Raw genomic sequence first — 23,190 nt, 5'->3', positions numbered from 1 at the left:
ACCGGCTTCGGCCTCCCCAGGCACTGTACCACCCTATTCCAGGATGCGCTGCGTCGTGCCCGGATCCGCGCGCGCCGCGCCGCCGCGCGGCCGGTCGCTCGCGGCCCAGAGGCCGAATGTCCCGAGCAGGACCAGGACGATGCGCCCCGCAGGATCGGGGTCGCTCGGAATGGTTCTTCTCAAGAGCCTGTGTCGTAGAACGAAGTCCCGGCGAGAGCCCGTGACGGCGCAATCGACCGATTGGAAGATCTCGCCACACGAGACTTGAAGACATCGCAGAACAGGTTCTAATCCTTGGCCGATCGGGGATCGTGCGGAGGCGGACTGTGCTGCGGAGCGACCAGGTTCCGGCCCGAGCATCGGATCAGCGGCACGCCGCGCGCGGCGCGCGCCTTGCCGGGGTGGACCGGGACCGAGGACGCCTCCGCGCCGCGGCCGAGGAGGCAGCCGGCGGCGCCGAAACCCTGTCGAACAAGAATAAAAACCTGTCTTATAATAGATAGCTATTATATTTACAGGAAGGATCCTGCTTGGTATCGAGGAGGCGGGCGAACGATGTTGCCGGGGCCGACGGTTCGGGGCTCCGGCGAACACCGGATTCCGGCGAACCCGGAACTCCGGTGGACGAACGTCCGAAGGCAAAGCGGCTCCAGACCGCTCATCAAAATCAGCACGGCCGCCCTACGCGTGGCTAACGGGAGGATGCCATGAGCTTGGTGACAGGCTTGCCCTCGACCTTCACGGTGCCGCTGCTCGAGGTCGACGGCGTTACGCTGCAGTACAAGACCCCCCACCACCTCGTCACGGCGACCTACCGGGTCAGCTTCCAGGTCTTCCCGAGCGACCGCTTCGTCCTGCTCGGACCCTCGGGCTGCGGGAAATCCACCCTGCTGAAGTCGGTGGGCGGCTACATGGCGCCGACGGAGGGGCAGATCCGCCTCAAGGGCCAGGCCATCACCGAGCCCGGCCCGGACCGGATGATGGTGTTCCAGGAATTCGACCAGCTCCTGCCCTGGAAGACCGTCCGCCAGAACGTCGCCTTCGCCCTCGAGGCCTCGGGGCGCCTGTCGGGCCGGGCCGCCGACGAGCGGGCCATGCACTATATCGACAAGGTCAACCTCTCGGCCTTCGCCGACAGCTATCCGCACATGCTGTCGGGCGGCATGAAGCAGCGGGTGGCCATCGCCCGCGGCATGGCGATGGAGCCCGACATCCTGCTGATGGACGAGCCCTTCGCGGCCCTGGACGCGCTCACCCGCCGGCGGATGCAGGACGAGCTCTTGGCCCTGTGGGAGGAGACCCGCTTCACGGTGCTGTTCGTCACGCACTCGATCCCGGAGGCGATCAAGATCGGCTCGCGCATCCTCCTGCTCTCGCCGCATCCCGGCGAGGTCAAGGCCGAGCTCAACACCGCCGGCTCGCCGCAGGAGACCCTGCTGCTGGAGCAGCGCATCCATCAGATGCTGTTTTCCGAAGAGATCCAGGAGGCGGAGAATGTCTAGGACTGCGAAGGCGCTCGTGTCACCCGTCCTCCTCCGGCCCGCCCGTCCCGAGATCGTCCGCGAGACCGGCGGCGCCTATGGCGGCGCCGTGGTCGAGAAGCCGCTCTCGACCGTCGAGCGTCTCTACAACCAGGGCTGGCTGCGCAAGCTCGTGATCCTGGCGGTGCTGGCCCTGATCTGGGAGGCCTACGGGCGCTACCTCGACAACGACCTCCTGTTCCCGACCTTCACCGCCACCGTGGCGGCCTTCGGCCGGGGCGTGGCGGACGGCACCCTGGTGCTGCGGGCCTGGGGCTCGATCAAGGTCCTGCTGATCGGCTACGGCCTCGGGATCGTGCTGGCGACCCTGCTCACCGGCATCGCGATCAGCTCGCGCATCGGTACCGACTTCCTCGAGACGATGACGTCGATGTTCAATCCCCTGCCGGCCATCGCGCTGCTGCCCCTGGCGCTGATCTGGTTCGGCCTCGGCAACGGCAGCCTGATCTTCGTGCTGGTCCATTCGGTGACCTGGGCCATCGCCCTCAACACCCATTCGGGCTTCCTCTCGGTCAGCCGGACCCTGAAGATGGTCGGGCGCAACTACGGTCTGCGCGGCGGCCGGCTGATCACCAAGATCCTGATCCCGGCGGCCTTCCCCAGCATCCTCACCGGCCTCAAGGTCGGCTGGGCCTTCGCCTGGCGCACCCTGATCGCGGCGGAACTGGTCTTCGGCGTCAGCTCGGGCTCGGGCGGCCTCGGCTGGTTCATCTTCGAGAACAAGAACATGCTCGACATCCCCAATGTCTTCGCGGGGCTGCTGACGGTGATCCTCATCGGTCTCTGCGTCGAGAACCTGATCTTCCAGACCATCGAGCGCCACACCCTGCAGCGCTGGGGCATGCAGGCGTAAGTCCGCGTCCGGTCGATCGCTTTCCGATCGGCGCGGGCGGAGCGGGCCTCCCCGCCCGTGTGGGACCCGCGCGTGACAGGCGCCGGAGGGAGCGATCGGAGAGGGTCCGGGACCCGATCCGTTCGATCCCTCAGGGGCGCGGACGGGGGCTTCGCGCGCCGCCCAGGGGTGCCCGACCGGCCTCCGCTCCGTCAGTCGAGGTCGGCGCGGTAGTCGAGCGCCGCCGTCCAGCTCTGGCGATACTCGATGGGGTCGCCCGTGAGGGCGACCGCGACCCGGCGCACCAGCAGCAGGGGCGCGCCCGGCGCACAGCCGAGGGCGTCCGCCATGGCGGGGCCAGCCCGGTCGGTGGCGATCGTGTCCCGGGCCCGCGCCACGGTCTGGCCGCAGCGTGCCTGGTAGAGCACGTAGATCTCCTCCAGCATCTCGGCGCCGGGTTCCGGCTTCAGGGCGGCGAAGGGTTCGGCCGGCAGCGCGATGCGCTCGTAGATCAGCGGCACGCCGTCCTCGCTGCGGGTCCGCAGCAGGACCAGCACCCGCGCACCCGCCGCCAGCCCGAGGGCGGCCCGGTCCTGCGCGTCGGCCCGCGCGGTCCCGGCCGAGAGGACGCGGGCCACGGGGCGGAACGGCCGCCCGTCGCCGTGGACGAAGCGCAGGAAGCGGAAGCGCGACCGGTCGCTGGAATGGGGCACGACCTGCGTGCCGCGGCCGTGCTGGCGCTCCAGCAGCCCTTGCCCGACGAGGTCCTCCATGGCCTTGCGGATCGTCCCGATGGAGACGCCGAGGTCGAGGGCCAGCTGCGGCTCGCTCGGCAGGTAGCCGCCCGGCTTCCAGGTCCCGTCCACGATCCGGCGCAGCAGCAGGTCGCGGGCCTGCAGGTAGAGCGGGCGACTCGCCAGGGGTTCCGTCATCAGCGACGTCATGGGTTCGAGCTTGGGTTCGACCTTGGGCTCGAGCTTGGGCTCGACCCGGGCCTCGAGCTTGGGCTCGACCCGGGCCGCGTCCTTGGCGGCGTCCTCGGCCGCGTCCGGCGACCGGACGTCGGGATGCGCCTCGGGATCGGCGGGGGCGCGCATGCGGTTCGACATCGACAACTCATGTATATGACATATGACCGTTGACAGGGGTCGGCACGAGGCTATCGTGGCGCTCGGCACCGGACCAGAGAATTCGGGCCTGCGCAGGAGGAACCCATGGCACTCGGCCGTCTCGTGGCTTTTGGCCGTCTCGTCCGGCTCTGCGGCGCCGCGGCCGTGATCTCGGCCGGTCTCGCGGCGGGTCTTTCCGCGAGCCTCCTGGCCGGCGCGGGATCCGCCCGGGCGGAGGCCTCCGTGGTGCGCCTCGCCAAGCAGTTCGGCATCTCCTACCTGCCGCTCACCGTGATGGAGGAGGAGAAGCTCCTCGAGAAGCAGGCCCGCCAGCAGGGGCTGGAGCTCAAGACCGAGTGGCTGCGCTTCACCGGCGGCTCGGGCATGAACGAGGCCCTGCTCTCGGGGAACCTCGACTTCGCCGCCGGCGGGGTCGGGCCGATGCTCACGATCTGGGGGCGCACGCGGGGCAACCTGCAGGTCAGGGGCGTGGCGGCCCTGAACGCCATGCCGCTCTGGCTGGTGAGCGTGAACCCGGCGGTCACGTCGATCAAGGACTTCACCGAGAAGGACAAGATCGCCCTGCCCACGGTGAAGAGTTCGATCCAGGCCATCACCCTGCAGATGGCCGCCGAGAAGGCCTTCGGGCCGGGCCAGCAGGGCAAGCTCGACCCCCTCACGGTCTCCATGGGCCATCCCGACGCCCAGACGGCGATGCTCGGCGGCCGCTCCGAGATCACCGCGCATTTCGGGTCGCCGCCGTTCCAGGAGATGGAGCTGAAGGACCCCAAGGCCCGCAAGGTGCTCGACAGCTACGACGTCCTCGGGGGGCCGCACACCTTCAACCTCGTCTGGGCGAGCAGCCGCTTCGTCACCGCCAACCCGAAGATCGTGGCCGCCTTCCGGGCCGCCCTGGAGGAGAGCCTGGCCCTGATCAAGGCCGAGCCGGCCCGGGTCGCCGCCCTCTGGATCAAGGCGGAGAACGCCCGGCTCACCGAGGCGGAGGCGGTGGAGATCATCCGCGCGCCGCAGACCCAGTGGACCAGTGCGCCCCTGAACATGCTGGCCTATCTCGACTACATGAACCGCGCCGGCCTCGTGGCCGCCAAGGCCACCGACCAGGGCGAGCTGTTCTTCCCCGGCGCCGTCGCCAAGGCGGAGCGCTGAGGCATGAACGCTCCGGTTCCCACCCCCTCCCGGGCCGACCCCACGGTCGAGGCCGTGCCGGGCGAAGCGCTGACGGTGCGCATCCGGCGGGACGACGGCTTCCAGACCTTCACCGTGGCGCGGCGCCCGGCCCAGACCATCCTCGACGTGGTCACGGAGATCCAGCGCGCGCAGGACCCGACGCTCGCCTACCGCTTCGCCTGCCGGGTCGGCATGTGCGGCTCCTGCGCCATGACGGTGAACGGCCGCCCGCGCTGGACCTGCCGCACCCGGGTCGCGGCGGTGGCGGAGGACGACGGCCTGACCCTCGAGCCCCTGCGCAACCTGCCGGTGATCAAGGATCTGGCCGTCGACATGGAGCCGTTCTTCGCGAAGTGGACGGCCGCCCACGGCGCCTTCGAGCCCGGCGACGCGCCGCCCGCGGACTTCGCCCGGGTGGCGCCGGACTCGCCGGCGCGCCGGGCGGTGGATGCCGGCATCGAGTGCATCAATTGCGGCGTCTGCTACGCCGCCTGCGACGTGGTTACCTGGAACCCGGACTATCTCGGCCCGGCCGCCCTCAACCGGGCCTGGACCCTGGTGAACGACGTCCGCGACCGGGGCCAGGAGGCGCGGCTGGAGGCCGTGTCCGGGGATGCGGGCTGCCAGTCCTGCCACACCCACATGAGCTGCACCGAGCATTGCCCGAAGGCCCTGGCGCCGACCTTCGCCATCGCGGGCCTGAAGCGCGCCACCGCCCGGTCCGCCCTGAAGCGGCTCGGTGCCCGGCACTTCCGGAGGTCGGCATGAGCCCGCTCCTCTACGTGGCGCAGCGCGGCACCGCCGTGATCCTGGCGGTGGCGGTGGCGGTCCATCTCGGCACGATCCTGTACGCCGTGCGCGGCGGCCTCACCGCCGGGGAGATCCTCGGCCGGACGCAGGGCAACCACGCTTTCCTGCTGTTCTACGGCCTCTTCGTGGTGGCGGCGGCGATCCACGCGCCCATCGGCCTGCGCAGCATCCTGCGGGAGTGGACGTCCTGGCGCGGACGCTCCCTCGACGGGGCGATGCTCGCCGTCGCGGCGCTCCTCCTCGTCCTCGGCCTGCGGGCGGCGCTAGCGGTCTACGTCGCATGAGCGCCGGGACGCAGACCGCCGGCCCGCGGCGCGGCGCATTCCGGGCGGCCCGTCCGCGCGCGGGCTTCGCCGCCGCCCTGCTGCATCGCCTCTCGGGGATCGCCCTGGCGCTGTTCCTGCCGATGCACTTCATCGCCCTCGGCACCGCGCTGCAGGGGGCCGACCGCCTCGAGAGCTTCCTCGGGCTGACCCATAACGGCTTCGTGCGCACGGCCGAATGGGGCCTCGTCAGCGCGCTCGCCCTGCACATGGTCCTGGGCCTGCGCGTGCTGGCCGTGGAGTGGTTCGTCGCCCGGGAGCGGACGGCGCTCGTCGTCTCCGCCTGCGTGGCGGCGGGCCTCGCGGTGGGGCTCCTGTTCCTGCTCGGCGGCGCCTGAGCCCAACCCCCTGAAAGGAGACCGGCATGGACCTCGACCTCACCGAAGTCGAAGCGGTGTGCAAGGACCTCTACGTCCGCGCCCTGAAGCTGCTGCCGCCGGACATCAAGGCGGGCTTCGCGGATCTCGCCCGCGACGAGACCAGCGCCACCGGCCGGGCGATCCTCGGCACCATGGTGGAGAACATCGCGGTGGCCGAGCGCACCAGGAACATCCTCTGCCAGGACACCGGCATCCCGATCTACAACGTGGTGATCGGGCGCGACGTGCGCGTCGAGGGCATCGACCTCAAGGCCGCCATCCGACGCGGCTGCGCCCGGGCCACCACCGAGCACTCCCTGCGCTCCTCCGTGGTCCACCCGATCACCCGCGTGAACGAGCAGACCTCCTGCGGCCTCCGCGTGCCGATCATCCACGTGGATTTCGACGACCGGCCCGAGACCGTGTCGGTGGAGATGATCCCCAAGGGCTCGGGCTCGGAGAACGGCTCGTTCCTGCAGATGCTCCTGCCCTCGGACGGCATCAACGCGGTCAAGCGCTTCGTCATCGACCGGGTGATCGAGCTCGGCGGCCGCGTCTGCCCGCCGACCATCGTGGGCGTCGGCATCGGCGGCACCTCGGACCTGTGCATGCACCTCGCCAAGGTGGCGGCCACCCGCAAGCTGCGCACCGCCTGCTCCGATCCCGAGGGCGCCCGGATCGAGGCGGAGCTGTCGCGCGCCGTCAACGAGCTCGGCATCGGCCCGCAAGGGCTCGGCGGCCGCTCCACCAGCTTCGCGGTCCATGTCGAGGTCGCCGCGACCCACATCACCCAGAACCCGGTGGCGGTGAACATCCAGTGCCACTCGGCCCGCCGGGCCCGGGCGACCTTCACGCCCGGCGGCATCGCCTTCGACTGAGCCCGGCGCACGCCACCAGACGCCTTCACAGACGCGGCCGCCGGGAGGGCAGCGCCATGCACCACGTTCTCGACATGCCGATCGACGCGGCGCAGGCCCGCGCCCTGAAGATCGGCGACACCGTCACCCTGCGCAAGACCCTGTTCGGCATCCGCGACGCCACCCTGATCCACATGTTCGACCGGGAGCGCCGGACCCATCTCGACCTGTCCGGCCACGCGGTCATCCACACCGCGCCCAACGTCCACCGCGTGCCGGTCTCGCCCGAGGCGCCCGTGGGCTACGCGCCGTTCTGCATCGGCACCACCACCTCCATGCGGATGGAGCGCTTCACCGACGCCCTGATGCGGCGCGAGGGCGTCCGCCTCATCGTCGGCAAGGGCGGCATGGGGCCGAAGACCCTGGAGGCCTTCGCCGAGCAGGGCGGCGCCTACCTCGCCATCGTGGGCGGCGCCGCTGCCCTGGAGACGACCTGGATCGAGCGGATCGACGACATCGACCTCGACGACCTCCACCCCGAGAGCCTGTGGAAGTTCGCGATCCGCGACTTCGGACCCCTCCTGGTCGGCATGGATTCCCATGGCGGCTCGCTCTTCGCCGAGGTCCAGCGCGACGTCGCCAGCCGGCGGGATGCCATCATCGAGAGCCTGGGAGCCGCCTGATGCGCACCGTGCCGACGACCATCGAGACCGACATCCTCATCCTGGGCTCCGGGGGCGCCGGCCTGTTCGCCGCCCTCCACGCCAAGAAGGCCGCCCCCGACCTGGAGGTCACCGTCGCGGTCAAGGGGCTGCTCGGCAAGTGCGGCTGCACCCGCATGGTCCAGGGCGGCTACAACGTCGCCCTCGCCCCGGGCGATTCGGTCGAGCGCCACTTCATGGACACGATCGAGGGCGGCAAGTGGCTCAACAACCAGGAGCTGGCCTGGACCCTGGTCACGGAGGCGCAGGTCCGCATCCGCGAGCTGGAGACCGAGCTCGGCTGCTTCTTCGACCGCAACCCCGACGGCAGCGTCCACCAGAAGGCCTTCGCCGGGCAGACCTTCGACCGCACGGTGCACAAGGGCGACCTCACCGGCATCGAGATCATCAACCGCCTCTCCGAGCAGGTCTGGCGCCGCGACGTCCGGCGCCTGGAGGATCACCGCGCCCTCGAGCTGATCCCGGCCGCCGACGGCTCCGGCCTCGCCGGCGTCCTGATGCTCGACATGCGGACCGGCATCCCGGTCCTGGTCCGCGCCCGGGCGACCCTGCTCGCCACCGGCGGCGGCCCGACCATGTACAAGTTCCACACGCCCTCCGGCGACAAGACCTGCGACGGGCTCGCCATGGCGCTCCGCGCGGGCCTGCCCCTGCGCGACATGGAGATGGTCCAGTTCCATCCCACCGGCCTGCTGGCGGGCGCGGGCACCCGGATGACCGGCACGGTGCTGGAGGAGGGGCTCCGGGGCGCGGGCGGCTACCTGCTCGATGCGTCGCAGGAGCGCTTCATGCAGCACTACGATCCCCGCGCCGAGCGGGCGACCCGCGACGTCGTCAGCCGCTCGATCATGCGGCGGATCCGCGACGGCCATGCCACGCCGCATGGCGGCGTCTACATCCAGATGAGCCATCTCGGCACCGCGGACGTGGCCGCCAAGTTCAAGGGCATGGTCGAGCGCTGCGCCGATTGCGGCTTCGACCTCGCCGGGGGCCTGGTCGAGGTCATCCCCACGGCCCACTACATGATGGGCGGGGTCGCCTTCCGTCCCGGCTGCGGCACCGCGCTGCCGCGCCTCTACGCGGCCGGCGAGGATACCGGCGGGGTGCACGGGGCCAACCGCCTCGGCGGCAACGGCGTCGCCAACTCGACGGTGTTCGGCGGGCTGGCCGGCTCCGCCATGGCCCGCGCGGTGCGCGGTGCGCGGACCCTGGCCGAGCCCGATCCCCACGCGGTCGAGGCCGGGCTCGCCCGCGCCTACGGTCCCCTCGGCCGCCCGGCCGGAGACCTGGAGGCGATCCGGGAGGCCCTCTACGCCACCATGTGGGACGATGTCGGCATCCTGCGCGACGCGGCCGGGCTGGCCCGGGCGGGCGAGCGCCTCGACGGCCTCGCGGCCGCGGTGGCGGAGGCCGGCATCCCCGACGGCGACCGCCGCTACAACCTGACCTGGATGGACCGGCTCAACCTCGAGAACCTCGTCCTCGTCAGCCAGGCGATCCAGGCCGCGGCCCTGGCCCGCACCGACAGCCGCGGGGCGCATTTCCGCGAGGACTTCCCCGAGACCTCGGATCTCGCCACCTCGCACTACACCGTGGTGCGCCAGGCCGGGGACGGACTCGACGTCACCCTGGAGCCCGTCGCCTTCACCCATGTGCGCCCGGGCGCCTCCCTCCTCGACGCGGCCGCCTGAGGCCGCACCCCCACCTCGACGCGGCCGCCGGAGGCCGCACCCCCTCAACGCGGCCGCCTGAGGCCGCACCCCCATCCGACGGAGCGCGGAGAGAGACGTCATGGACCAGTCCCCGGGCCGGCCGCGCGGCGCCGACATCGTCGTCGAGACGCTGGAGCGCCTCGGCGTCCGCCGCATCTTCACCCTGTCGGGCAACCACATCATGCCGATCTTCGACGCCCTGCTGGGCACGGACATCGCGGTGGTGCATGTCCGCCAGGAGGCCGCCTGCGTGCACATGGCCGATGCCTGGGGGCGCCTGACCGGGGAGGTCGGCGTCGCCCTGGTCACCGGCGGCCAGGGGCAGACCAACGGTGCCGCCGCCCTGTTCACCGCGCTGGCGGCGGAGAGCCCGGTCCTGCTGCTCTCGGGGCATGCCGGCCTGTCGGAGATCGGGCGCGGCGCCTTCCAGGAACTCGCCCAGGCCGACATCGCCCGGCCGATGACCAAGGCCTCGTGGACCGCCGCCTCCGTCGACACCCTGGCGGACGACATCGCCCGGGCCCTGCGGATCGCCCGCGAGGGCCGGCCGGGGCCCGTGCATCTCAGCCTGCCGGTCGACCTCCTGGAGGCACCGGCCCAGGCCGTCCCTCCTTCCTCAGTCCCAGCCGAGGCCGCCCCCCCTTCCTCGGCCCCCGCCGCGGCCGCCCCTCCTTCCTCGGCCCCGGCCGAGGCCGCGATCCGGGCCGGCGAGCCTGGCGCCGACCTCGTCGCGGCGGTGATGGCGGAGCTCGGCCGGGCGCAGCGCCCGCTGATCCTGTGCGGCCCGGTCGCCTGCGGCGCCGCGGGGCGCGCCCGGATGGCGGCGCTGGAGGCGGCCTCGGGCCTGCCGGTCCTCGGCATGGAAAGCCCGCGCGGCCTCAACGATCCGAGTCTCGGTGCCTTCGCCGAGGTGCTGGCCCAGGCCGACTGCCTCGTGCTCGTGGGCAAGCCCCTCGACTTCACCCTGAAGTTCGGCGAGGCGCCCGCGGTGGCGCCGGCCTGCCGCTTCGTCGTCATCGACCCCGATCCCACCCTCGTCGCGCGGGTCGACCCGGCCCGCCTCGCCGTCGCGGGCGCGGGCGATGCGCTGGCGACCCTCGCGGCCCTGGCCCGATCCTGCCGCGCACGCTCCTCCGACGCGGCGCGCCGCCCCGGCGACGGGACGGACTGGCCGGCCGCCGTGCGGGCCGCGGTGGCGTACCGGCCCGCGGACTGGGACGACCGGCGCGGTCCCGAGGGCCGCCTCCATCCGGTGGAGCTGTGCCGCGGGGTCGCCGCCTTCCTCGACCGGCATCCCGGCGGCACGCTGATCTGCGACGGGGGCGAGATCGGGCAATGGCCCCAGGCCCTGGTGCAGGCCCCCCGGCGCCTCATCAACGGGGTCTCGGGCACCATCGGGGCCTCGCTGCCCTTCGCCCTGGCGGCCCGGCTCCACGACCCGGCGGGGCCCGTGGTGGCGGTCCTGGGGGACGGCACCTTCGGCTTCCACATGGCCGAGTTCGACACCGCCGTGCGCTACGGCCTGCCTTTCATCGCGGTGGTGGGCAACGATGCCCGCTGGAACGCCGAGTACCAGATCCAGCTGCGCCAGTACGGCGCGGCGCGGGCCCGCCACTGCGACCTCCTCAGCTCCCGCTACGACCGCGTCGTCACGGCGCTCGGCGGCCACGGCGCCCTCGTGACCCGGGCCGAGGACCTGCCCGGGGCGCTGGAGGAGGCCCATGCCAGCGGCCTGCCGGCCTGCCTCAACGTGCTGATCGACAGCGTGCCCGCCCCGGTGATCCGCCGGCCGAAGGTCTCCGCTCCGTAAGGCGGGCCGACCGCCCCCACCCTCGCGAGTCCGGTCCAGGGAGGTTCACATGCGCCGACGCGACGTACTGGCCCGGGGGCTGCTCGGCGCGGGACTGCCCCTCCTCGCGGGCCTGCGCCCGGCCCGGGCCGAGGTGCAGGCGGTCAGCATCGCGCGCCAGCCGAGCCTGGGGCACCTGCCGCTGATGCTGATGGAGGACCAGGGCCTGCTCCAGAAGCACGCCGCGGCCCGGGGCCTGACGGGGCTCGCCGCCCGCTACGTCACCCTAGCGGGCGGGGCCGCGATGAACGATGCGCTCCTGTCGGGCTCGATCCAGTTCGTGGCCGGCGGCGTGCCGCCCCTCGTCCTGCTCTGGTCCAAGACCGAGGGCACCGGCCTGGCGGTGAAGGGCGTGGCGGCGATGAACGCCATGCCGCTCCTCATGAACACCAACGCGGAGCGCATCCGGTCGCTGGCCGACTTCACCGACCGGGACAAGATCGCGCTGCCCGCCGTGAAGGTCTCGGTCCAGGCCATGTTCCTGCAGATGGCGGCCGAGAAGGAACTCGGCGCGGCGCGGCGGAACGACCTCGACCGCCTGACCGTGACCCTGTCGCACCCGGACGGCATGGCCGCGCTCCTGGCCGGCCAGGAGGTGACCGCGCATTTCACCGCCGCGCCGATCCAGGAGCTGGAGCTGCGCAGGCCCGGCATCCGGACGATCCTCAACAGCTTCGACGTGCTCGGCGGGCCCTCGACCTTCAACGTGGTCTGGGCTACCGCCGCCTTCGTGGAGGCCAACCCCACCGTCCATGCCGCCTTCACGGCCGCTCTCGAGGAGGCGGTGGCGTCCATCGCGGGCGACCCCCGGGCCGCCGCCGCGGCCTATGCGCGCCTCGCCCGCGACGGCTCCGATGTCGGCCTGATCGCGTCGATCCTGGCCTCGCCCCAGGTCACCTTCACGACCACGCCCCAGGCGATCCTCCCCGTGGTGACCTTCATGGCCCGCACCAAGGTGATCCGCCGCGGCGCCCAGGACTGGCGAGAGCTGTTCTTCGCCAACGTCCACGCCAAGCCGGGCAGCTGAGTCGAGCCGGGCCGCTGACTCAAGCCCGGCAGCCGAGGCCCCGGCTTCCGGCCGCGCCTCAGGGCACGTCGGGGCGCGGATCCGGCACGAAGCCGTCGCGGTTGGGCATCCGCACGGCGGCGAGCGTCCTGGCCTCCAGGACGGCGTCGTCCGGCACCAGGCCGTTCAGGTTCAGCAGGTAGCCGACCACGGCGTAGACCTCGTCGTCCGTGAGCGATTGCGGCGCGTTCATCGGCATGGCGCGGCGGACGTAGTCGAACAGCGTCGGGGCATAGGGCCAGAAACTGCCGACCGTCTTCACCGGCGTGGCCGAGGCGAGCGTGCCCTGGCCGCCCACGAGCCGGTCGCCGAGGCCGCCTTCGGCCTTCTCGCCGTGGCAGGCGGCGCAGCGCTCGGCGAAGAGCGTGCCGCCCTGGGCGACGCTGCCGCGGCCCGGCGGAAGCTTGCGGCCGTCCCGGTCGATGTCGATGTTCCAGGCGGCGATCTCCGCCGCGGTGGCGGGGCGCCCGATCCCGTAGCGGGTCTCGGCCGAGGCCGGGCCGACCAGGGTGAGCGCGGCCAGGGTGAGCGCGGCCAGGGTGAGTGCGGCCAAGCCGATGGCGGAAAAGCCGATGGCGGCCGGGGTGGTCGCGGGACTCGCGCCCATCGGGCGCGCGGCGCCGTCACGCCTTGGGATAGCCATTCGAGACCTCTCCGCTCTCCGCGATGCGCCAGGGGATGACGGCGTTGTTGTGATAGAACGAGTTCAGGCCCCGGGCCCCGGCCAGCGCGGAGAAGAGCGGCTGCACGTAGCCGGTCTCGTCGGTGGCCCGGCTCTGGATCACGGCGGCCTCTCCGCCCCAGCTCCAGGCCAGGCGGAACCGGGTCAGCGCCTTGTCGAGGACGGGTGCCTGGAGCTGCGCCTCCTGCCAGCTCCGGCCGTCATCGACCGAGACCTCGACCCGGGCGATCCTGCCCCGCCCGCTCCAGGCGATCCCGGTGATCTCGTTGAAGCCGGGCACGATCCGCTGCGTCCCCGAGGGGCGCGTGATCACCGACTTCGCCTCCATGGTGAAGGTGAACTGCCGCGCGGTCCCGTCCGGCATCAGGTCGGTGTACTTCGCCGTCTCCTCGCGGGAATAGGCCGGCTCGTCCGTCACGTTGAGCCGGCGCAGCCACTTCACGCTCATGTTGCCCTCGTAGCCGGGCAGCAGCACGCGCAGGGGGTAGCCCTGCTGCGGGCGCAGGCGCTCGCCGTTCTGGCTGTAGACCAGCAGCGCATCGTCGAGACACTTCGCGATCGGCAGGCTGCGGGTCAGCGCGGCCGAATCCGCGCCCTCGGCGATCACCCACTTGGCGCCCGGCTTGAGACCGGCCTCCTCCAGCACCGTCCTCAGGCGCACGCCCGTCCATTCGGCGCAGCTCACCAGCCCCACCAGGTCGGACGCGGTGCGGCCCGCCCGGATCGCCTTGAAGTCGGGATTGCCCGAGCACTCGATGAAATGGATCTGCGACACGCTCGGGAAGCGCCGGACGTCCGCCATGGTGAGGACCAGGGGCCGCTCGACCAGGCCGTGGATCATCAGCCGGTGCTGGGCCGGGTCGATCTCGGGGACCCCGCCATGGTGGCGCTCGTAGAACAGCCCGTTGGGCGTGATGATGCCGTCGAGCTCCTGCAGCGGCGTGCGCACCGAGGCCGAGGTATACTGCTTGAGGGTCTTCGGAATGTTCTTGACGACGTTCTTCTCGAACGGCGACGGCGTCCCGTAGGGCTGCGCCCCGGTATCCGCGCCGGGGGTCGTCATCCACGGCGGTACGCCGGGCGGACCGTCGGCCGATTCCTGCGCCGTGGCCGGACCCACCGCGCGTTCAGCCATCAGGCCGCCGCCGACGAGGGCGGTGCCCTGCGCCAGGAAGGACCGGCGCGACCTCGACACGACCCGCGTGGTATTCCGGAGGCGGTCTTCGTCGGATTCTGTTCCGCTCACCCTGCACTCCTTCACCGGATCGGGGCCGTCGTCGGGGGCGGGAGTGTAGAACCGCTCCCCCGACCCCGTCATCCCCTCTCGGGCCTTCGAAGGTCCGGCATCGCGGCAGGCCAGGCGCGCCGGCGGAATTTTGCATGTCATACCAAATGGTATGCATTAAGGTTCTGGACAGGAATCGGGTGCGCGCCCCATGATCTCGCTCCCGGATCTCAGGCGGAGGTGCGTGCAATGGGTGGTTATTGGCTCTGTGACACGCCTCAAGGAGCGCTCCGCATCCAGCGAACGCTCCTGGCGCAGAAGGATTGTTACGTGGTTCTGCTGGACCATGACGTTCTCGGAACCTGCGAGTCGGCGGAGCAGGGGCTCAAGATGCTGACCGAGGAGCACGCCTACAAAGCCTCGTGTGGGCTGGACCTTGCGCGCTTGCCGATTCCCCGCTCCCTGAACGGCTGGACCTTCGCGCCGGCCGCGTCGGATCGGACGGCCAACTGAGCAATTTGTCCGGGGCGGCCCGATGCCGTCGCCCCGCGAAACGCACGACGCGACGCCACCCATCCCCAGCGCCCGGCCCGGATCGCGTCGTGTCCGACCCGCTCCCGCACCGCGCCGTCACGATCCAGGACCGGAGCGCCGCTGGCCTCGAACCCGCGGCAGAGGCCGTCCGCGCCCAGGACCCGGTCGTCGGTGTTGCAGGGCGCCCTGCGCGCGACCGCCTCCGGCAGGTCGGCAATCGCGAGCCAGATCAACCTCTTAGCCCTGAACGCGACCATCGCGGCGGCCCGGTCCGGCAAAGCCGGGCGCTGGTCGGAGCGAGCGTCAGACCTCCGGCGGCGCGCCGGGCGTGCCCTCGTGGCGGTCGCGATGTGCCGCGGCCCGCGCGAGGAGCAGGAGCGTGACGGGCGTCGACACGGTGAGGAATACGCCGATCAGGGCGTCGCGCAGGACGAGCCGGCCCTCGATGAGCGACAGGAGCAGCATGGAACTGATGAGGATCAGGGCCATGCCCAGCGTCGCCCCGAGGGTCGGCGCGTGGACGCGCTCGTAGAAGGTCCGCAGGCGGATGAGGCCGAGGGCGCCGGTCAGCGCGAAGGCGGCTCCGACGACCGCCAGGGCGACCACCAGCCAGGCCGCCCAGAGCGGCAGCTCCGCGCCGCTCACTGGATCACCTCACCCTGCATCAGGAACTTGGCCAGCGCCACGGTGGCGGTGAAGCCGATCATGCCGAGGATCAGCGCGGCCTCGAAGTAGAGGCCGCTGCCGGTGCGCATGCCATGGACCACGATCGCCAGCATGCCGTTGAGGTAGAGGGTGTCGAGCCCGAGGATGCGGTCCTGCGCGCGCGGACCGCGTAGCATCCGCCACGCGGCGAGCGCCATGGCCAGCACCAGCATGCCCTGGGCGAGGCCGAGCCCCCAGTCGAGAACGGTGGTGGCGCTCATGCGAAGACCTCCATCAGGGGGCGCTCGTAGCGATCCTTCACGCGCCGCACCCATTCGTCCCCGCCCGTATAGTCGAGCACGTGCAGGAGCAGGCAGCCGGTCTGCGAATCGTACTGCACCCAGAGCGTGCCGGGGGTGCCGGTGAGGATGATCGACAGGACCGTGATGCCGAAGGGCTCGCGCAGGTCGAGGGGGATCGTCACGAACCCGGTGCGCCGCTCGCCGCGGCGCAACCCCAGGATGATCCGGGCGACGTCGATGTTCGACCGGACCATGTCGTAGAGGACGACGACGGCGAGGCGCGCGAGGGTACCCGGCGCGCGCAGGGGCACGGCCTGGGGCTTCAGGGCCCGCATCACGGCGGGAACCGACAACCCGACCAGGAGCGCCAGCGCGGCGCTTCCGGGTGTGACCGGTGCGTTCAGCAGGAGCCAGGTCAGGGCGAGGCCGACCGTCAGCAGCGGGTAGGGCAGGAACCGTCTCAAGTGCCCGCGCCTCCCTGGGCCGCGCCGAGAACGGCCCGGACGTAATCCTGCGGTTGCGCCAGCCAACGGACGGTGGCGTCCGCATAGGCGAGGGCCGGGCCGCCCCAGAGGGCGAGGGCCAGACAGGCGGCGAGCAGTCCGGACAGGGCCAGGAACTCGGACGTTCGGAGGACCGGGGGCGGGTCGACGCTCGGAACCCAGAGGTTCTGGATGCCGAGGCGCACCAGCGGCGCCAGGGTGCCGAAGCTGGAGAGCGTCAGGGCGGCGATCAGCCACCAGGCCACGGCCGTGATCGGGCCGGTGGCCAGTCCGGTGAACATCGCGAGCTTGCCGACGAACCCGGACAGGGGTGGAATACCGGCGAGCATCAGCGTGCAGAGGAGAAAGCCGCTGCCCAGCAGTGCGACCGCCGCCGGAAACGTCCGGCCGATCTCGATGGCGTCGGCGTCGTCGAAGGGGTCGCGGTACTCGTCCGCAAAGACCGCTTGCTGGGCCTGCCCCGGCGCACGGCCGCGCTGCAGGATCTCGGCGAGGAGGAACAGGGCTCCGGCCGCCAACGTCGATCCGACGAGGTAGTACAGGGCGCCCGCGAGCGCCGCGGCGCTGCCAGTGCCCAGGACTGCCAGCATCGTGCCGGACGAGATCATCACGGCGTAGCCCGCGGCCCGGGTGAGTTCCCGCGCGGCGAGGATCCCGATGGTCCCGTAGGCCATGGTCGCAAGCCCGGCCGCGAGGATCCAGGTCTGGCCGAAGCCGGCGGACAGACCCGAACCGAACAGGAGCAGGCTCAGCCGGATCACCACGTAGATGCCGACCTTGCTCAGGATGGCGAGGATCGCGGCCGCGGGCGCGCTCGCCGCCGCGTAGGTCGTCGGCAGCCAGAAGCCGAGGGGCCAGGCGCTGCACTTGATCAGGAAGGCGATGCCCAGCACGGCGCAGCCGATCTCGAACAGGGCCGGTTCGGCGGCCGCCGGCGCCGCGAGCCGCCGCGCGAGGTCCGCCATGTTGAGCGTCCCCATGGTTCCGTAGATCAGGCTGACGCCGACGAGGAAGAACAGCGAGGCGACCAGGTTCACGGCGATGTAGCCGAGGCCGGCCCGGATCCGCGTCTCGCCCGAGCCGTGCAGGACGAGGCCGTAGGAGGCGGCCAGCATCACCTCGAAGAAGACGAACAGGTTGAACAGGTCGCCGGTGAGGAAGGCCCCGTTCACGCCCATCAGGAGCAGCAGGAACAGGCCGTGGAAGCGAGGCCCGGCCCGGCCCCAGCGGGCGAAGGAGAAGACGAGGGCGCACAGGCCGAGGACGCTGGCCAGCACCAGCATCATCGCCGAGAGCCGGTCGGCCACCAGGACGATGCCGTAGGGCGCGTCCCAGTTGCCGAGGCGGTAGACCTGGGCCGCTGCATCGGCGCGCAGGGCCAGCATCAGGGCGATGCCGAGGAGCAGAAGCACGGTGACGAGGCTGAGCCCCGATTTCAGCCGGCGCCGTCGCTCGTCCAACAGGAGCATCACCCCCGCCACGGCGATCGGCAGCACGATCGGCAGCACCACGAGGTGGTCCGACCAGGCGGTCTCCGCGGTGGCAGTCAGGACGGACGAGGTCATCGGCAACGGGCCATCGCGGAGGGAGGCCTCCTGCTGGGGGAGCGTCTCATGGGTGCGGATTCCCGGGCTGCGGTTCGGCCTGGGCGGGCTCGCGCCCATCCACGTGATCGCTTCCGGTGATGCCGCGGGCGGCCAGCAGGACGACGAGGAAGAGTGCGGTCAGCGCGAAGCCGATCACCAGGGCGGTGAGGACCAGGGCCTGGGGCACCGGATCGTCGACGGAGACCACCTCGGCGCCGGCCCCGAGTACCGGCGGCGCCCCGACCGTGAGACGTCCCATGGCGAAGATGAAGAGGTTCACGGCGTAGCTCAGCAGCGAAATACCGAGGGCGACCTGGAAGGTGCGCGGGCGCAGCATCAGCCAGATGCCCGAGGCAGCGAAGACGCCGATGCCCAGCGACAGGACGAGTTCCATCAGGCCGGCTCCCTCTCGGCGATCCGCTCCGCCTCGGCTTCGGCCGCCCGCGTCCGACGCACCGATTGGTGCGCCAAGGCGACGAGCATCAGCGCGCTCGCCCCCACCACCAGGACCATGATCCCGAGGTCGAACACCAGCGCGCTCGCAACCGGCACCTTTCCGAGCAGCGGCGGCTCCCAGTAGGCGAAGTAGGCGGTGAGGAACGGCCGCCCGAACAGCCAGGATCCCGCGCCCGCCAGGACGGCGACCAGCAGGCCGACGCCGATCCAGGCGATGGGTCGGATGCGCAGGCGCTCCTCCACCCACTCGGCCCCCTGGGCCATGTATTGCAGCACGAAAGCGATGGTCAGCGCGATGCCGCCCGCGAAGCCCCCGCCGGGCAGGTCATGTCCCCGCAGGAACAGGTGCAGGGCGAGCAGGACGATGAAGGGGAACAGCCAGGTCGTGACCACCCGGGGAACCAGCAGGGCATCGGCGGCAGTGTCGCCGGGGCTGCGGTCGGCCCGCGCCGCGTCGTAGGCATCGTGGCTGACCTGCTGCTTGGGACGCTGCAGACTGTCCGACCCCGGGCGGAAGCGGCGCAGCAGCGCGAACACCGTGAGGCCGACGATGCCGAGCACGCAGATCTCGCCCAGGGTGTCGAACGCGCGGAAATCGACCAGCAGGACGTTGACGACGTTGCGCCCGCCAGCGCGCGGGTAGGCCTCCTCCACGAACCAGCGCGCGATGCCGTCGACCGCCGGCCGCGTCATCACCGCGTAGGCGAGCCCGGCGAGACCGAGGCCGGCGAAGGCCGCGATGCAGAAATCGATCATGCGCCGGCGCCGGGCGCGCGCGGTCTCGGAGGCCGACGCCGAAATCGCGGCGTCGCGCTTGGGCAGCCAGCGCAAGCCCAACAGCAGCATCACCGTGGTGACGATCTCCACCAGGATCTGCGTGACCGCGAGGTCGGGCGCCGAGAGCCAGAGGAAGGTCAGGCTGCTCACGAGCCCGGCGCCGCCGACGAAGATGGCGGCCGAGAGGCGATGGTACTTCGCCCGCTCCGCCGCCCCGATCGCGCAAGCCGCGCCCACCAGCCACATCAGCGCGAAGGCGGGGTCGAACGCCGTTGTTTTTCCCGAAGCGAAGAGATCGAGCCCCCGGTCGGCTCCGGCCATCATGGCGGCCAGGAGCACGGTCAGAAAGAGGATGCGCAACTGCACCTGGAGGCGCTCGCTGCCCAGGTGCCCCTCAAGCCGCCGGGCACCGGTCACGAGGCCCGTCATCGCCCGCTCGAACAGCCAGCCGCCGTCGATCCGGTCCATCAGCCAGGGGCCGCCGCGGGGATTGCGGTTGATCCGCCGCCCGAACGCGACGTAGAGCGCGACGCCTCCGACGAGCGCCACGACGCTCAGGGCCAGCGGCGCGTTGAAGCCGTGCCAGATCGCGAGGTCGTAGTCCGGCGTCCGTGCGCCGAGGACCGACCGGACCGCGCCCGCCAGGGCAGGCCCGATGGTGAGGTTCGGCACGAGGCCGATCGCGATGCAGACCAGGACGAGGAGTTCGATCGGGATGCGCATCCACCGGACCGGCTCGTGGGGTGCGTGCGGCAGGTCGTGGGGGGCGGGCCCGAAGAAGGTCTGGCGGATGAAGCGCACCGAGTAGAGCATGGTGAAGGCGCTCGCGAGCGTCGCCAGCACCGGCAGGGCGAGGTTCAGCCAGTGCTCGCCCGCATTGTCGACGGCTTCAGCCAGGAACATCTCCTTCGAGAGGAAGCCGTTGAGGAGGGGCACGCCCGCCATCGCGGCGGCAGCCACCATCGCCAGCGTCGCCGTGTAGGGCATCGCCCGCCACAGCCCGCTGAGGCGGCGCATGTCCCGCGTGCCGGTCTCGTGGTCGATGATCCCGGCCGCCATGAAGAGCGAGGCCTTGAAGGTCGCGTGGTTCACGGTGTGGAAGATCGCCGCCACGACGGCGAGGGGCGAATCCAGGCCGAGCAGGAGGGTGATGAGCCCGAGATGGCTGATCGTGGAGTAGGCGAGCAGGCCCTTGAGGTCGTGCTGGAAGATCGCGCTCCAGGCCCCCACCAGCATCGTCGCCATGCCGGCGGTGCCGACGATCCAGTACCAGCTCTCGGTGCCGGCCAGCACGGGCCAGAAGCGGATCATCAGGAAGATGCCGGCCTTCACCATCGTGGCGGAGTGCAGGTACGCGCTGATCGGCGTCGGGGCCGCCATCGCGCGCGGCAGCCAGATATGGAAGGGGAACTGCGCCGACTTGGTCAGGGCGCCCGCCAGCACCAGCACCAGGGCCGGCAGGTAGAGCGGACTGGAGCGGATCGCGTCGCCCGAGGCCAGGACCACCCCGAGGTCATAGCTCCCGACGATCTGCCCGATCAGCACCATGCCGACGAACAGGCAGAGCCCGCCGGCCGCCGTGATGGTGAGGGCCATCCGGGCCCCATCGCGGGCGGAGGCGTTGTCGGTCCAGTAGCCGATCAGCAGGAAGGACACGATGCTCGTCAGTTCCCAGAAGACGACGAGCTGGATCAGATTGCCCGAGAGCACGATTCCCAGCATCGCGCCGACGAAGGCGAGGAGATAGCTGAAGAGGCGCGGGACCGGATCTTCGGCGGCCATGTAGTAGCGGGCGTACAGGACCACGAGCGCGCCGATCCCGAGCACGAGGATCGCGAACAGCCAGGCCAGGCCATCGAGCCGCAGGACGAACTGGACGCCGAGCGTCGGCAACCAATCCACCGCCCAGACGAGGCTGCTGCCGGACGCGGAGACCGCCGGGTAGAGGAGCCCGATGCAGGCCAGGCACGCCAGCAGGATCGACCCGGCCAGGATCGCGGCGGCGTTGCGCGCATGTCCGGGCAGGCTGATCACGGCCGCGCTGCCCAGAAAGGGAAGGATCGCGGCGATGGCAAGGAGGAGTTGAGGCGGCATCAGCTCGAGCGATGAGAGGAACGGGCAGACACGGGCAGCCTCGGGATCGGCCGGAGGCGCCCTTCCGCGAGCGGGGACGCACTGACGCACGCCCGACGGCTATAGCCTCCCGGAGACCGGGTGGCGAGCGCTGGGCAACGGGCGCTGCCCGCGCTCACGACGCGACCCGCCGCGGCGAAGGCCGGGCGGGTCGGTGGGGGATCCTGTCGGTCCAGGCACGGCTTACAGGTTGAGATAGGCCTGGGCCGAGCCGACGATGGTGAAGACGAGGCCGCCGGCAAAGGCCGCGACCATGGCGTAGGAGAAGCCTTTCAGCAGCATGTGAGTCTCCTTCCCGCGTCCGATCAGCAGCGGTTACCGCCCGAGGTCTGGCCGTACTGCTGGGTGGGGAAGTTCTGCTGGTTGGCGTTGCCCTCGGCGGCCGAGCTCATCGGACAACCGAGATAGGCCGGGGGACGGCGCATGTCGTTCACCGAGCCCGTCGTCTCGACATCGTAGGGCGCGAAGGACGTGTAACGGGCGGGGCTGTCGTAGGCCATGGCGGACGAGATCGGAGCAGCGCCGAGGACGAGAGCGGCGGCGATGGCGGCGATACGGGTCTTCATTGAGGCTATCGAGCTCCTATACAGTGCAAGCCGGGTTAATTGGCTCGTTTCATCTGTCTGAACCCAATATGGGGCCTCGATCTCATCCATGACGTGCGTCCAGGCACGTGGAGGGCAGGATTAAACGCTGGGGCCTGAGATCAGGGTCTGATCAAGTCTCGATGCATCATGAATACATCTTGGACGACGTCGTCAGCCGGCAGCCTCGGCCTTGCGGGTCGGCGACGGACGAAGCCTCCGGATGCCAAGCCTCCGGGGTGTCGAGCCGCCGCATCACGCCGCCGCACCTCGGCCCTCCTCCCGTTGAATGGATTGACACGGGAACGGACGGACGGCGTCGTGCGGGCCTGATGTCCAGGTGCGGTCGTGATCGATGAAGACCATTCTGTATGCCCGGGTCTCGACAGGAGACCAGACCATCGCCCTCCAGGAGGCGCAGGCGGTCGCCGCGGGCTTCGTGATCGACGAGGTGGTGGCCGATGACGGGGTGTCGGGCCTGAGCACCTGCCTGCGCGAGCGGCCGCAGGGGCGCCGACTGTTCGATCTGCTGCGGCGGGGCGACGTGCTGGTGGTGCGCTGGGTGGACCGCCTGGGCCGCAACTACGCGGATGTCTGCGACACGCTCCGAGAGATGATGCGCCGAGGCGTCGTGGTGCGCACGGTCATCCACCGGCTGACCTTCGACGGGGCCACGGCGGATCCGATGCAACAGGCCGTGCGCGATGCCCTCATCGGTTTCATGGCGGCGACGGCCCAGGCCCAGGCGGAGGCCATGCGTGAGGCGCAGAAGGCCGGCATCGCCCAGGCGCGGGCGCGCAGCGACGTCTATCGCGGACGCAAGCCGAGCTTCAGCCGGGCGCAGTACGAGGCGGTGCGCTCCGCCCTGGTCGAGGGGAGGGGGATCTCGGCGATCGCCACCGCCACGGGCCTCAGCCGGCAGACCGTCTACCGCATCCGCGACAACGCCGCGGAGGCGGAGGCGGCCCTGGCGCGCTGGGCGTGAGGCCGGGGCCGGCCGGTGCCCCGGGGCTCGGCGGGGGCGCTGCTTCGTATGGTCGCCTCCCCTGGGCGCCGGCATCCGATAGGTTGGGGTGCCTGACCGATGCGGGATGATCATGGGCGGCGCCACTCTCCTCGGGCTCACCACGCTGGCGTTCCTCGCGCCGCTTCCACCTGAGCGATTCCATCCACCGGAGCCGCCGCCCCGTGGGATCGGCTGGGCCGTCTGCGCCGTGGTCGCGCTGCTGCTGGTGGTTACGGTCGTCCCGCTCAGCCTCGCCCTCGCCGACAAGTGGGCCATGGACGCGCATGTCGCCGAGTGCCGGGCCGCGGGCGGCCGGTTCGTGCCGGTCGCGTCGCTCAACGGGCGGGCCTATCGCTGCGACCAGCCGGAGCGTCCGCGCTCCTGACGCG

25 protein-coding genes are annotated in these 23,190 nt (G+C 71.3%); 14 read left to right on the top strand and 11 right to left on the bottom strand.

The window, feature by feature from the left end; genetic code table 11:
- Positions 1–33 precede the first annotated feature (33 nt).
- On the bottom strand, positions 34–183 hold the full coding sequence (locus ASF58_RS27330) for a hypothetical protein (protein WP_156375840.1): 150 nt from the start codon (positions 181–183) through the stop codon (positions 34–36).
- Between the two features lie 524 nt (positions 184–707).
- Between ASF58_RS27330 and ASF58_RS21960 the strand changes: the two genes are divergently transcribed.
- Complete coding sequence (locus tag ASF58_RS21960) at positions 708–1,502, top strand: ABC transporter ATP-binding protein (protein ID WP_055957586.1); 795 nt, start codon at positions 708–710, stop codon at positions 1,500–1,502.
- Positions 1,495–2,394, top strand: a complete 900-nt coding sequence (locus tag ASF58_RS21955) for an ABC transporter permease (protein ID WP_055957584.1) — start codon at positions 1,495–1,497, stop codon at positions 2,392–2,394. The genes ASF58_RS21960 and ASF58_RS21955 overlap by 8 nt, the downstream gene beginning before the upstream one ends.
- Before the next feature lie 191 nt (positions 2,395–2,585).
- Here ASF58_RS21955 and ASF58_RS21950 read toward each other — a convergent pair whose 3' ends face one another.
- Positions 2,586–3,482 (bottom strand): GntR family transcriptional regulator, encoded by an 897-nt coding sequence (locus tag ASF58_RS21950; RefSeq protein ID WP_055957581.1) that lies wholly within the window; start codon positions 3,480–3,482, stop codon positions 2,586–2,588.
- A gap of 105 nt (positions 3,483–3,587) precedes the next feature.
- Between ASF58_RS21950 and ASF58_RS21945 the strand changes: the two genes are divergently transcribed.
- The 9 genes from ASF58_RS21945 to ASF58_RS21905 all read left to right on the top strand — a co-directional run bounded on the left by ASF58_RS21945 (position 3,588) and on the right by ASF58_RS21905 (position 12,329).
- Entirely contained in the window at positions 3,588–4,649 is a 1,062-nt protein-coding gene (locus tag ASF58_RS21945) for an ABC transporter substrate-binding protein (RefSeq protein WP_082513236.1), read from the top strand.
- 3 nt (positions 4,650–4,652) lie between these two features.
- On the top strand, positions 4,653–5,438 hold the full coding sequence (locus ASF58_RS21940; protein ID WP_082513235.1) for a succinate dehydrogenase/fumarate reductase iron-sulfur subunit: 786 nt from the start codon (positions 4,653–4,655) through the stop codon (positions 5,436–5,438).
- On the top strand, positions 5,435–5,764 hold the full coding sequence (locus tag ASF58_RS21935; RefSeq protein ID WP_055957578.1) for a succinate dehydrogenase: 330 nt from the start codon (positions 5,435–5,437) through the stop codon (positions 5,762–5,764). The genes ASF58_RS21940 and ASF58_RS21935 overlap by 4 nt, the downstream gene beginning before the upstream one ends.
- Positions 5,761–6,141: a succinate dehydrogenase, cytochrome b556 subunit gene (sdhC, locus tag ASF58_RS21930; RefSeq protein WP_055957575.1), complete on the top strand. Its 381-nt coding sequence runs from the start codon at positions 5,761–5,763 to the stop codon at positions 6,139–6,141. The genes ASF58_RS21935 and sdhC overlap by 4 nt, the downstream gene beginning before the upstream one ends.
- A 26-nt stretch (positions 6,142–6,167) precedes the next feature.
- Positions 6,168–7,040 (top strand): fumarate hydratase, encoded by an 873-nt coding sequence (locus ASF58_RS21925; RefSeq protein WP_055957572.1) that lies wholly within the window; start codon positions 6,168–6,170, stop codon positions 7,038–7,040.
- A 56-nt stretch (positions 7,041–7,096) separates the two neighbouring features.
- On the top strand, positions 7,097–7,702 hold the full coding sequence (locus tag ASF58_RS21920; RefSeq protein WP_055957569.1) for a fumarate hydratase C-terminal domain-containing protein: 606 nt from the start codon (positions 7,097–7,099) through the stop codon (positions 7,700–7,702).
- Positions 7,702–9,432, top strand: coding sequence for an FAD-binding protein (locus tag ASF58_RS21915; RefSeq protein WP_055957567.1), 1,731 nt, complete (start codon positions 7,702–7,704; stop codon positions 9,430–9,432). Before ASF58_RS21920 ends, ASF58_RS21915 begins: the two co-directional genes overlap by 1 nt.
- A gap of 100 nt (positions 9,433–9,532) precedes the next feature.
- On the top strand, positions 9,533–11,263 hold the full coding sequence (locus tag ASF58_RS21910) for a thiamine pyrophosphate-binding protein (protein WP_055957564.1): 1,731 nt from the start codon (positions 9,533–9,535) through the stop codon (positions 11,261–11,263).
- 49 nt (positions 11,264–11,312) lie between these two features.
- On the top strand, positions 11,313–12,329 hold the full coding sequence (locus tag ASF58_RS21905; RefSeq protein ID WP_055957563.1) for an ABC transporter substrate-binding protein: 1,017 nt from the start codon (positions 11,313–11,315) through the stop codon (positions 12,327–12,329).
- Positions 12,330–12,387: 58 nt separating this feature from the next.
- On the opposite strand, the gene ASF58_RS21900 is transcribed toward ASF58_RS21905, so the two are convergent.
- Together ASF58_RS21900 and soxC are read right to left on the bottom strand one after the other, a co-directional pair.
- Positions 12,388–13,011 (bottom strand): cytochrome c, encoded by a 624-nt coding sequence (locus tag ASF58_RS21900; RefSeq protein ID WP_244477444.1) that lies wholly within the window; start codon positions 13,009–13,011, stop codon positions 12,388–12,390.
- Positions 12,992–14,296 carry a sulfite dehydrogenase gene (gene soxC, locus ASF58_RS21895; RefSeq protein WP_244477443.1) on the bottom strand — a complete coding sequence of 435 codons (1,305 nt, stop codon included), beginning with the start codon at positions 14,294–14,296 and terminating at the stop codon, positions 12,992–12,994. Before soxC ends, ASF58_RS21900 begins: the two co-directional genes overlap by 20 nt.
- 309 nt (positions 14,297–14,605) lie before the next feature.
- On the opposite strand from soxC, the gene ASF58_RS26315 reads away from it, so the two are divergent.
- Positions 14,606–14,788 (top strand): hypothetical protein, encoded by a 183-nt coding sequence (locus tag ASF58_RS26315; protein ID WP_156375839.1) that lies wholly within the window; start codon positions 14,606–14,608, stop codon positions 14,786–14,788.
- A 324-nt stretch (positions 14,789–15,112) separates the two neighbouring features.
- On the opposite strand, the gene mnhG is transcribed toward ASF58_RS26315, so the two are convergent.
- From mnhG to ASF58_RS21855, 7 genes are all read right to left on the bottom strand, one after another.
- A complete protein-coding gene (mnhG, locus tag ASF58_RS21885) occupies positions 15,113–15,454 on the bottom strand; it encodes a monovalent cation/H(+) antiporter subunit G (RefSeq protein ID WP_055957558.1) in 342 nt (113 codons plus the stop codon).
- Positions 15,451–15,735, bottom strand: a complete 285-nt coding sequence (locus ASF58_RS21880; RefSeq protein WP_055957555.1) for a K+/H+ antiporter subunit F — start codon at positions 15,733–15,735, stop codon at positions 15,451–15,453. Before ASF58_RS21880 ends, mnhG begins: the two co-directional genes overlap by 4 nt.
- A complete protein-coding gene (locus tag ASF58_RS21875) occupies positions 15,732–16,220 on the bottom strand; it encodes a Na+/H+ antiporter subunit E (protein ID WP_055957552.1) in 489 nt (162 codons plus the stop codon). Before ASF58_RS21875 ends, ASF58_RS21880 begins: the two co-directional genes overlap by 4 nt.
- The gene (locus tag ASF58_RS21870; RefSeq protein ID WP_055957550.1) at positions 16,217–17,824 is read right to left on the bottom strand and encodes a monovalent cation/H+ antiporter subunit D; all 1,608 of its coding nucleotides are present in this window, start codon (positions 17,822–17,824) and stop codon (positions 16,217–16,219) included. Before ASF58_RS21870 ends, ASF58_RS21875 begins: the two co-directional genes overlap by 4 nt.
- 46 nt (positions 17,825–17,870) lie before the next feature.
- Positions 17,871–18,239 (bottom strand): Na+/H+ antiporter subunit C, encoded by a 369-nt coding sequence (locus tag ASF58_RS21865; protein WP_055957547.1) that lies wholly within the window; start codon positions 18,237–18,239, stop codon positions 17,871–17,873.
- The gene (locus ASF58_RS21860; RefSeq protein ID WP_055957545.1) at positions 18,239–21,172 is read right to left on the bottom strand and encodes a monovalent cation/H+ antiporter subunit A; all 2,934 of its coding nucleotides are present in this window, start codon (positions 21,170–21,172) and stop codon (positions 18,239–18,241) included. The genes ASF58_RS21865 and ASF58_RS21860 overlap by 1 nt, the downstream gene beginning before the upstream one ends.
- Positions 21,173–21,516: 344 nt before the next feature.
- The gene (locus ASF58_RS21855; protein WP_055957542.1) at positions 21,517–21,777 is read right to left on the bottom strand and encodes a hypothetical protein; all 261 of its coding nucleotides are present in this window, start codon (positions 21,775–21,777) and stop codon (positions 21,517–21,519) included.
- Between the two features lie 373 nt (positions 21,778–22,150).
- Here ASF58_RS21855 and ASF58_RS21850 point away from each other — a divergent pair, with 373 nt between their 5' ends.
- Together ASF58_RS21850 and ASF58_RS21845 are read left to right on the top strand one after the other, a co-directional pair.
- Positions 22,151–22,780 (top strand): recombinase family protein, encoded by a 630-nt coding sequence (locus ASF58_RS21850; protein ID WP_055957539.1) that lies wholly within the window; start codon positions 22,151–22,153, stop codon positions 22,778–22,780.
- Positions 22,781–22,892: 112 nt separating this feature from the next.
- On the top strand, positions 22,893–23,186 hold the full coding sequence (locus tag ASF58_RS21845; protein ID WP_146056431.1) for a hypothetical protein: 294 nt from the start codon (positions 22,893–22,895) through the stop codon (positions 23,184–23,186).
- Positions 23,187–23,190: the final 4 nt, after the last annotated feature.

It is taken from the genome of Methylobacterium sp. Leaf125, assembly GCF_001423085.1.
Lineage (GTDB): Bacteria > Pseudomonadota > Alphaproteobacteria > Rhizobiales > Beijerinckiaceae > Methylobacterium.
This window is presented reverse-complemented; position numbering and strand designations above follow the sequence as displayed.

Bases quoted from the DNA above. Each gene is read 5' to 3' on its own strand.
- ASF58_RS21955 (WP_055957584.1), top strand. From the start codon at position 1,495: ATGTCTAGGACTGCGAAGGCGCTCGTGTCACCCGTCCTCCTCCGGCCC.
- ASF58_RS21935 (WP_055957578.1), top strand. From the start codon at position 5,435: ATGAGCCCGCTCCTCTACGTGGCGCAGCGCGGCACCGCCGTGATCCTG.
- ASF58_RS21900 (WP_244477444.1), bottom strand. From the start codon at position 13,011: ATGGCTATCCCAAGGCGTGACGGCGCCGCGCGCCCGATGGGCGCGAGT.
- ASF58_RS21950 (WP_055957581.1), bottom strand. From the start codon at position 3,482: ATGTCGAACCGCATGCGCGCCCCCGCCGATCCCGAGGCGCATCCCGAC.
- ASF58_RS21940 (WP_082513235.1), top strand. From the start codon at position 4,653: ATGAACGCTCCGGTTCCCACCCCCTCCCGGGCCGACCCCACGGTCGAG.
- ASF58_RS21910 (WP_055957564.1), top strand. From the start codon at position 9,533: ATGGACCAGTCCCCGGGCCGGCCGCGCGGCGCCGACATCGTCGTCGAG.
- ASF58_RS21920 (WP_055957569.1), top strand. From the start codon at position 7,097: ATGCACCACGTTCTCGACATGCCGATCGACGCGGCGCAGGCCCGCGCC.
- ASF58_RS21850 (WP_055957539.1), top strand. From the start codon at position 22,151: ATGAAGACCATTCTGTATGCCCGGGTCTCGACAGGAGACCAGACCATC.
- ASF58_RS21960 (WP_055957586.1), top strand. From the start codon at position 708: ATGAGCTTGGTGACAGGCTTGCCCTCGACCTTCACGGTGCCGCTGCTC.
- ASF58_RS21905 (WP_055957563.1), top strand. From the start codon at position 11,313: ATGCGCCGACGCGACGTACTGGCCCGGGGGCTGCTCGGCGCGGGACTG.
- ASF58_RS21845 (WP_146056431.1), top strand. From the start codon at position 22,893: ATGGGCGGCGCCACTCTCCTCGGGCTCACCACGCTGGCGTTCCTCGCG.
- ASF58_RS21915 (WP_055957567.1), top strand. From the start codon at position 7,702: ATGCGCACCGTGCCGACGACCATCGAGACCGACATCCTCATCCTGGGC.
- sdhC (WP_055957575.1), top strand. From the start codon at position 5,761: ATGAGCGCCGGGACGCAGACCGCCGGCCCGCGGCGCGGCGCATTCCGG.
- ASF58_RS21880 (WP_055957555.1), bottom strand. From the start codon at position 15,735: ATGAGCGCCACCACCGTTCTCGACTGGGGGCTCGGCCTCGCCCAGGGC.
- ASF58_RS21855 (WP_055957542.1), bottom strand. From the start codon at position 21,777: ATGAAGACCCGTATCGCCGCCATCGCCGCCGCTCTCGTCCTCGGCGCT.
- ASF58_RS21870 (WP_055957550.1), bottom strand. From the start codon at position 17,824: ATGACCTCGTCCGTCCTGACTGCCACCGCGGAGACCGCCTGGTCGGAC.
- ASF58_RS21945 (WP_082513236.1), top strand. From the start codon at position 3,588: ATGGCACTCGGCCGTCTCGTGGCTTTTGGCCGTCTCGTCCGGCTCTGC.
- ASF58_RS21925 (WP_055957572.1), top strand. From the start codon at position 6,168: ATGGACCTCGACCTCACCGAAGTCGAAGCGGTGTGCAAGGACCTCTAC.
- ASF58_RS21860 (WP_055957545.1), bottom strand. From the start codon at position 21,172: ATGCCGCCTCAACTCCTCCTTGCCATCGCCGCGATCCTTCCCTTTCTG.
- ASF58_RS21865 (WP_055957547.1), bottom strand. From the start codon at position 18,239: ATGGAACTCGTCCTGTCGCTGGGCATCGGCGTCTTCGCTGCCTCGGGC.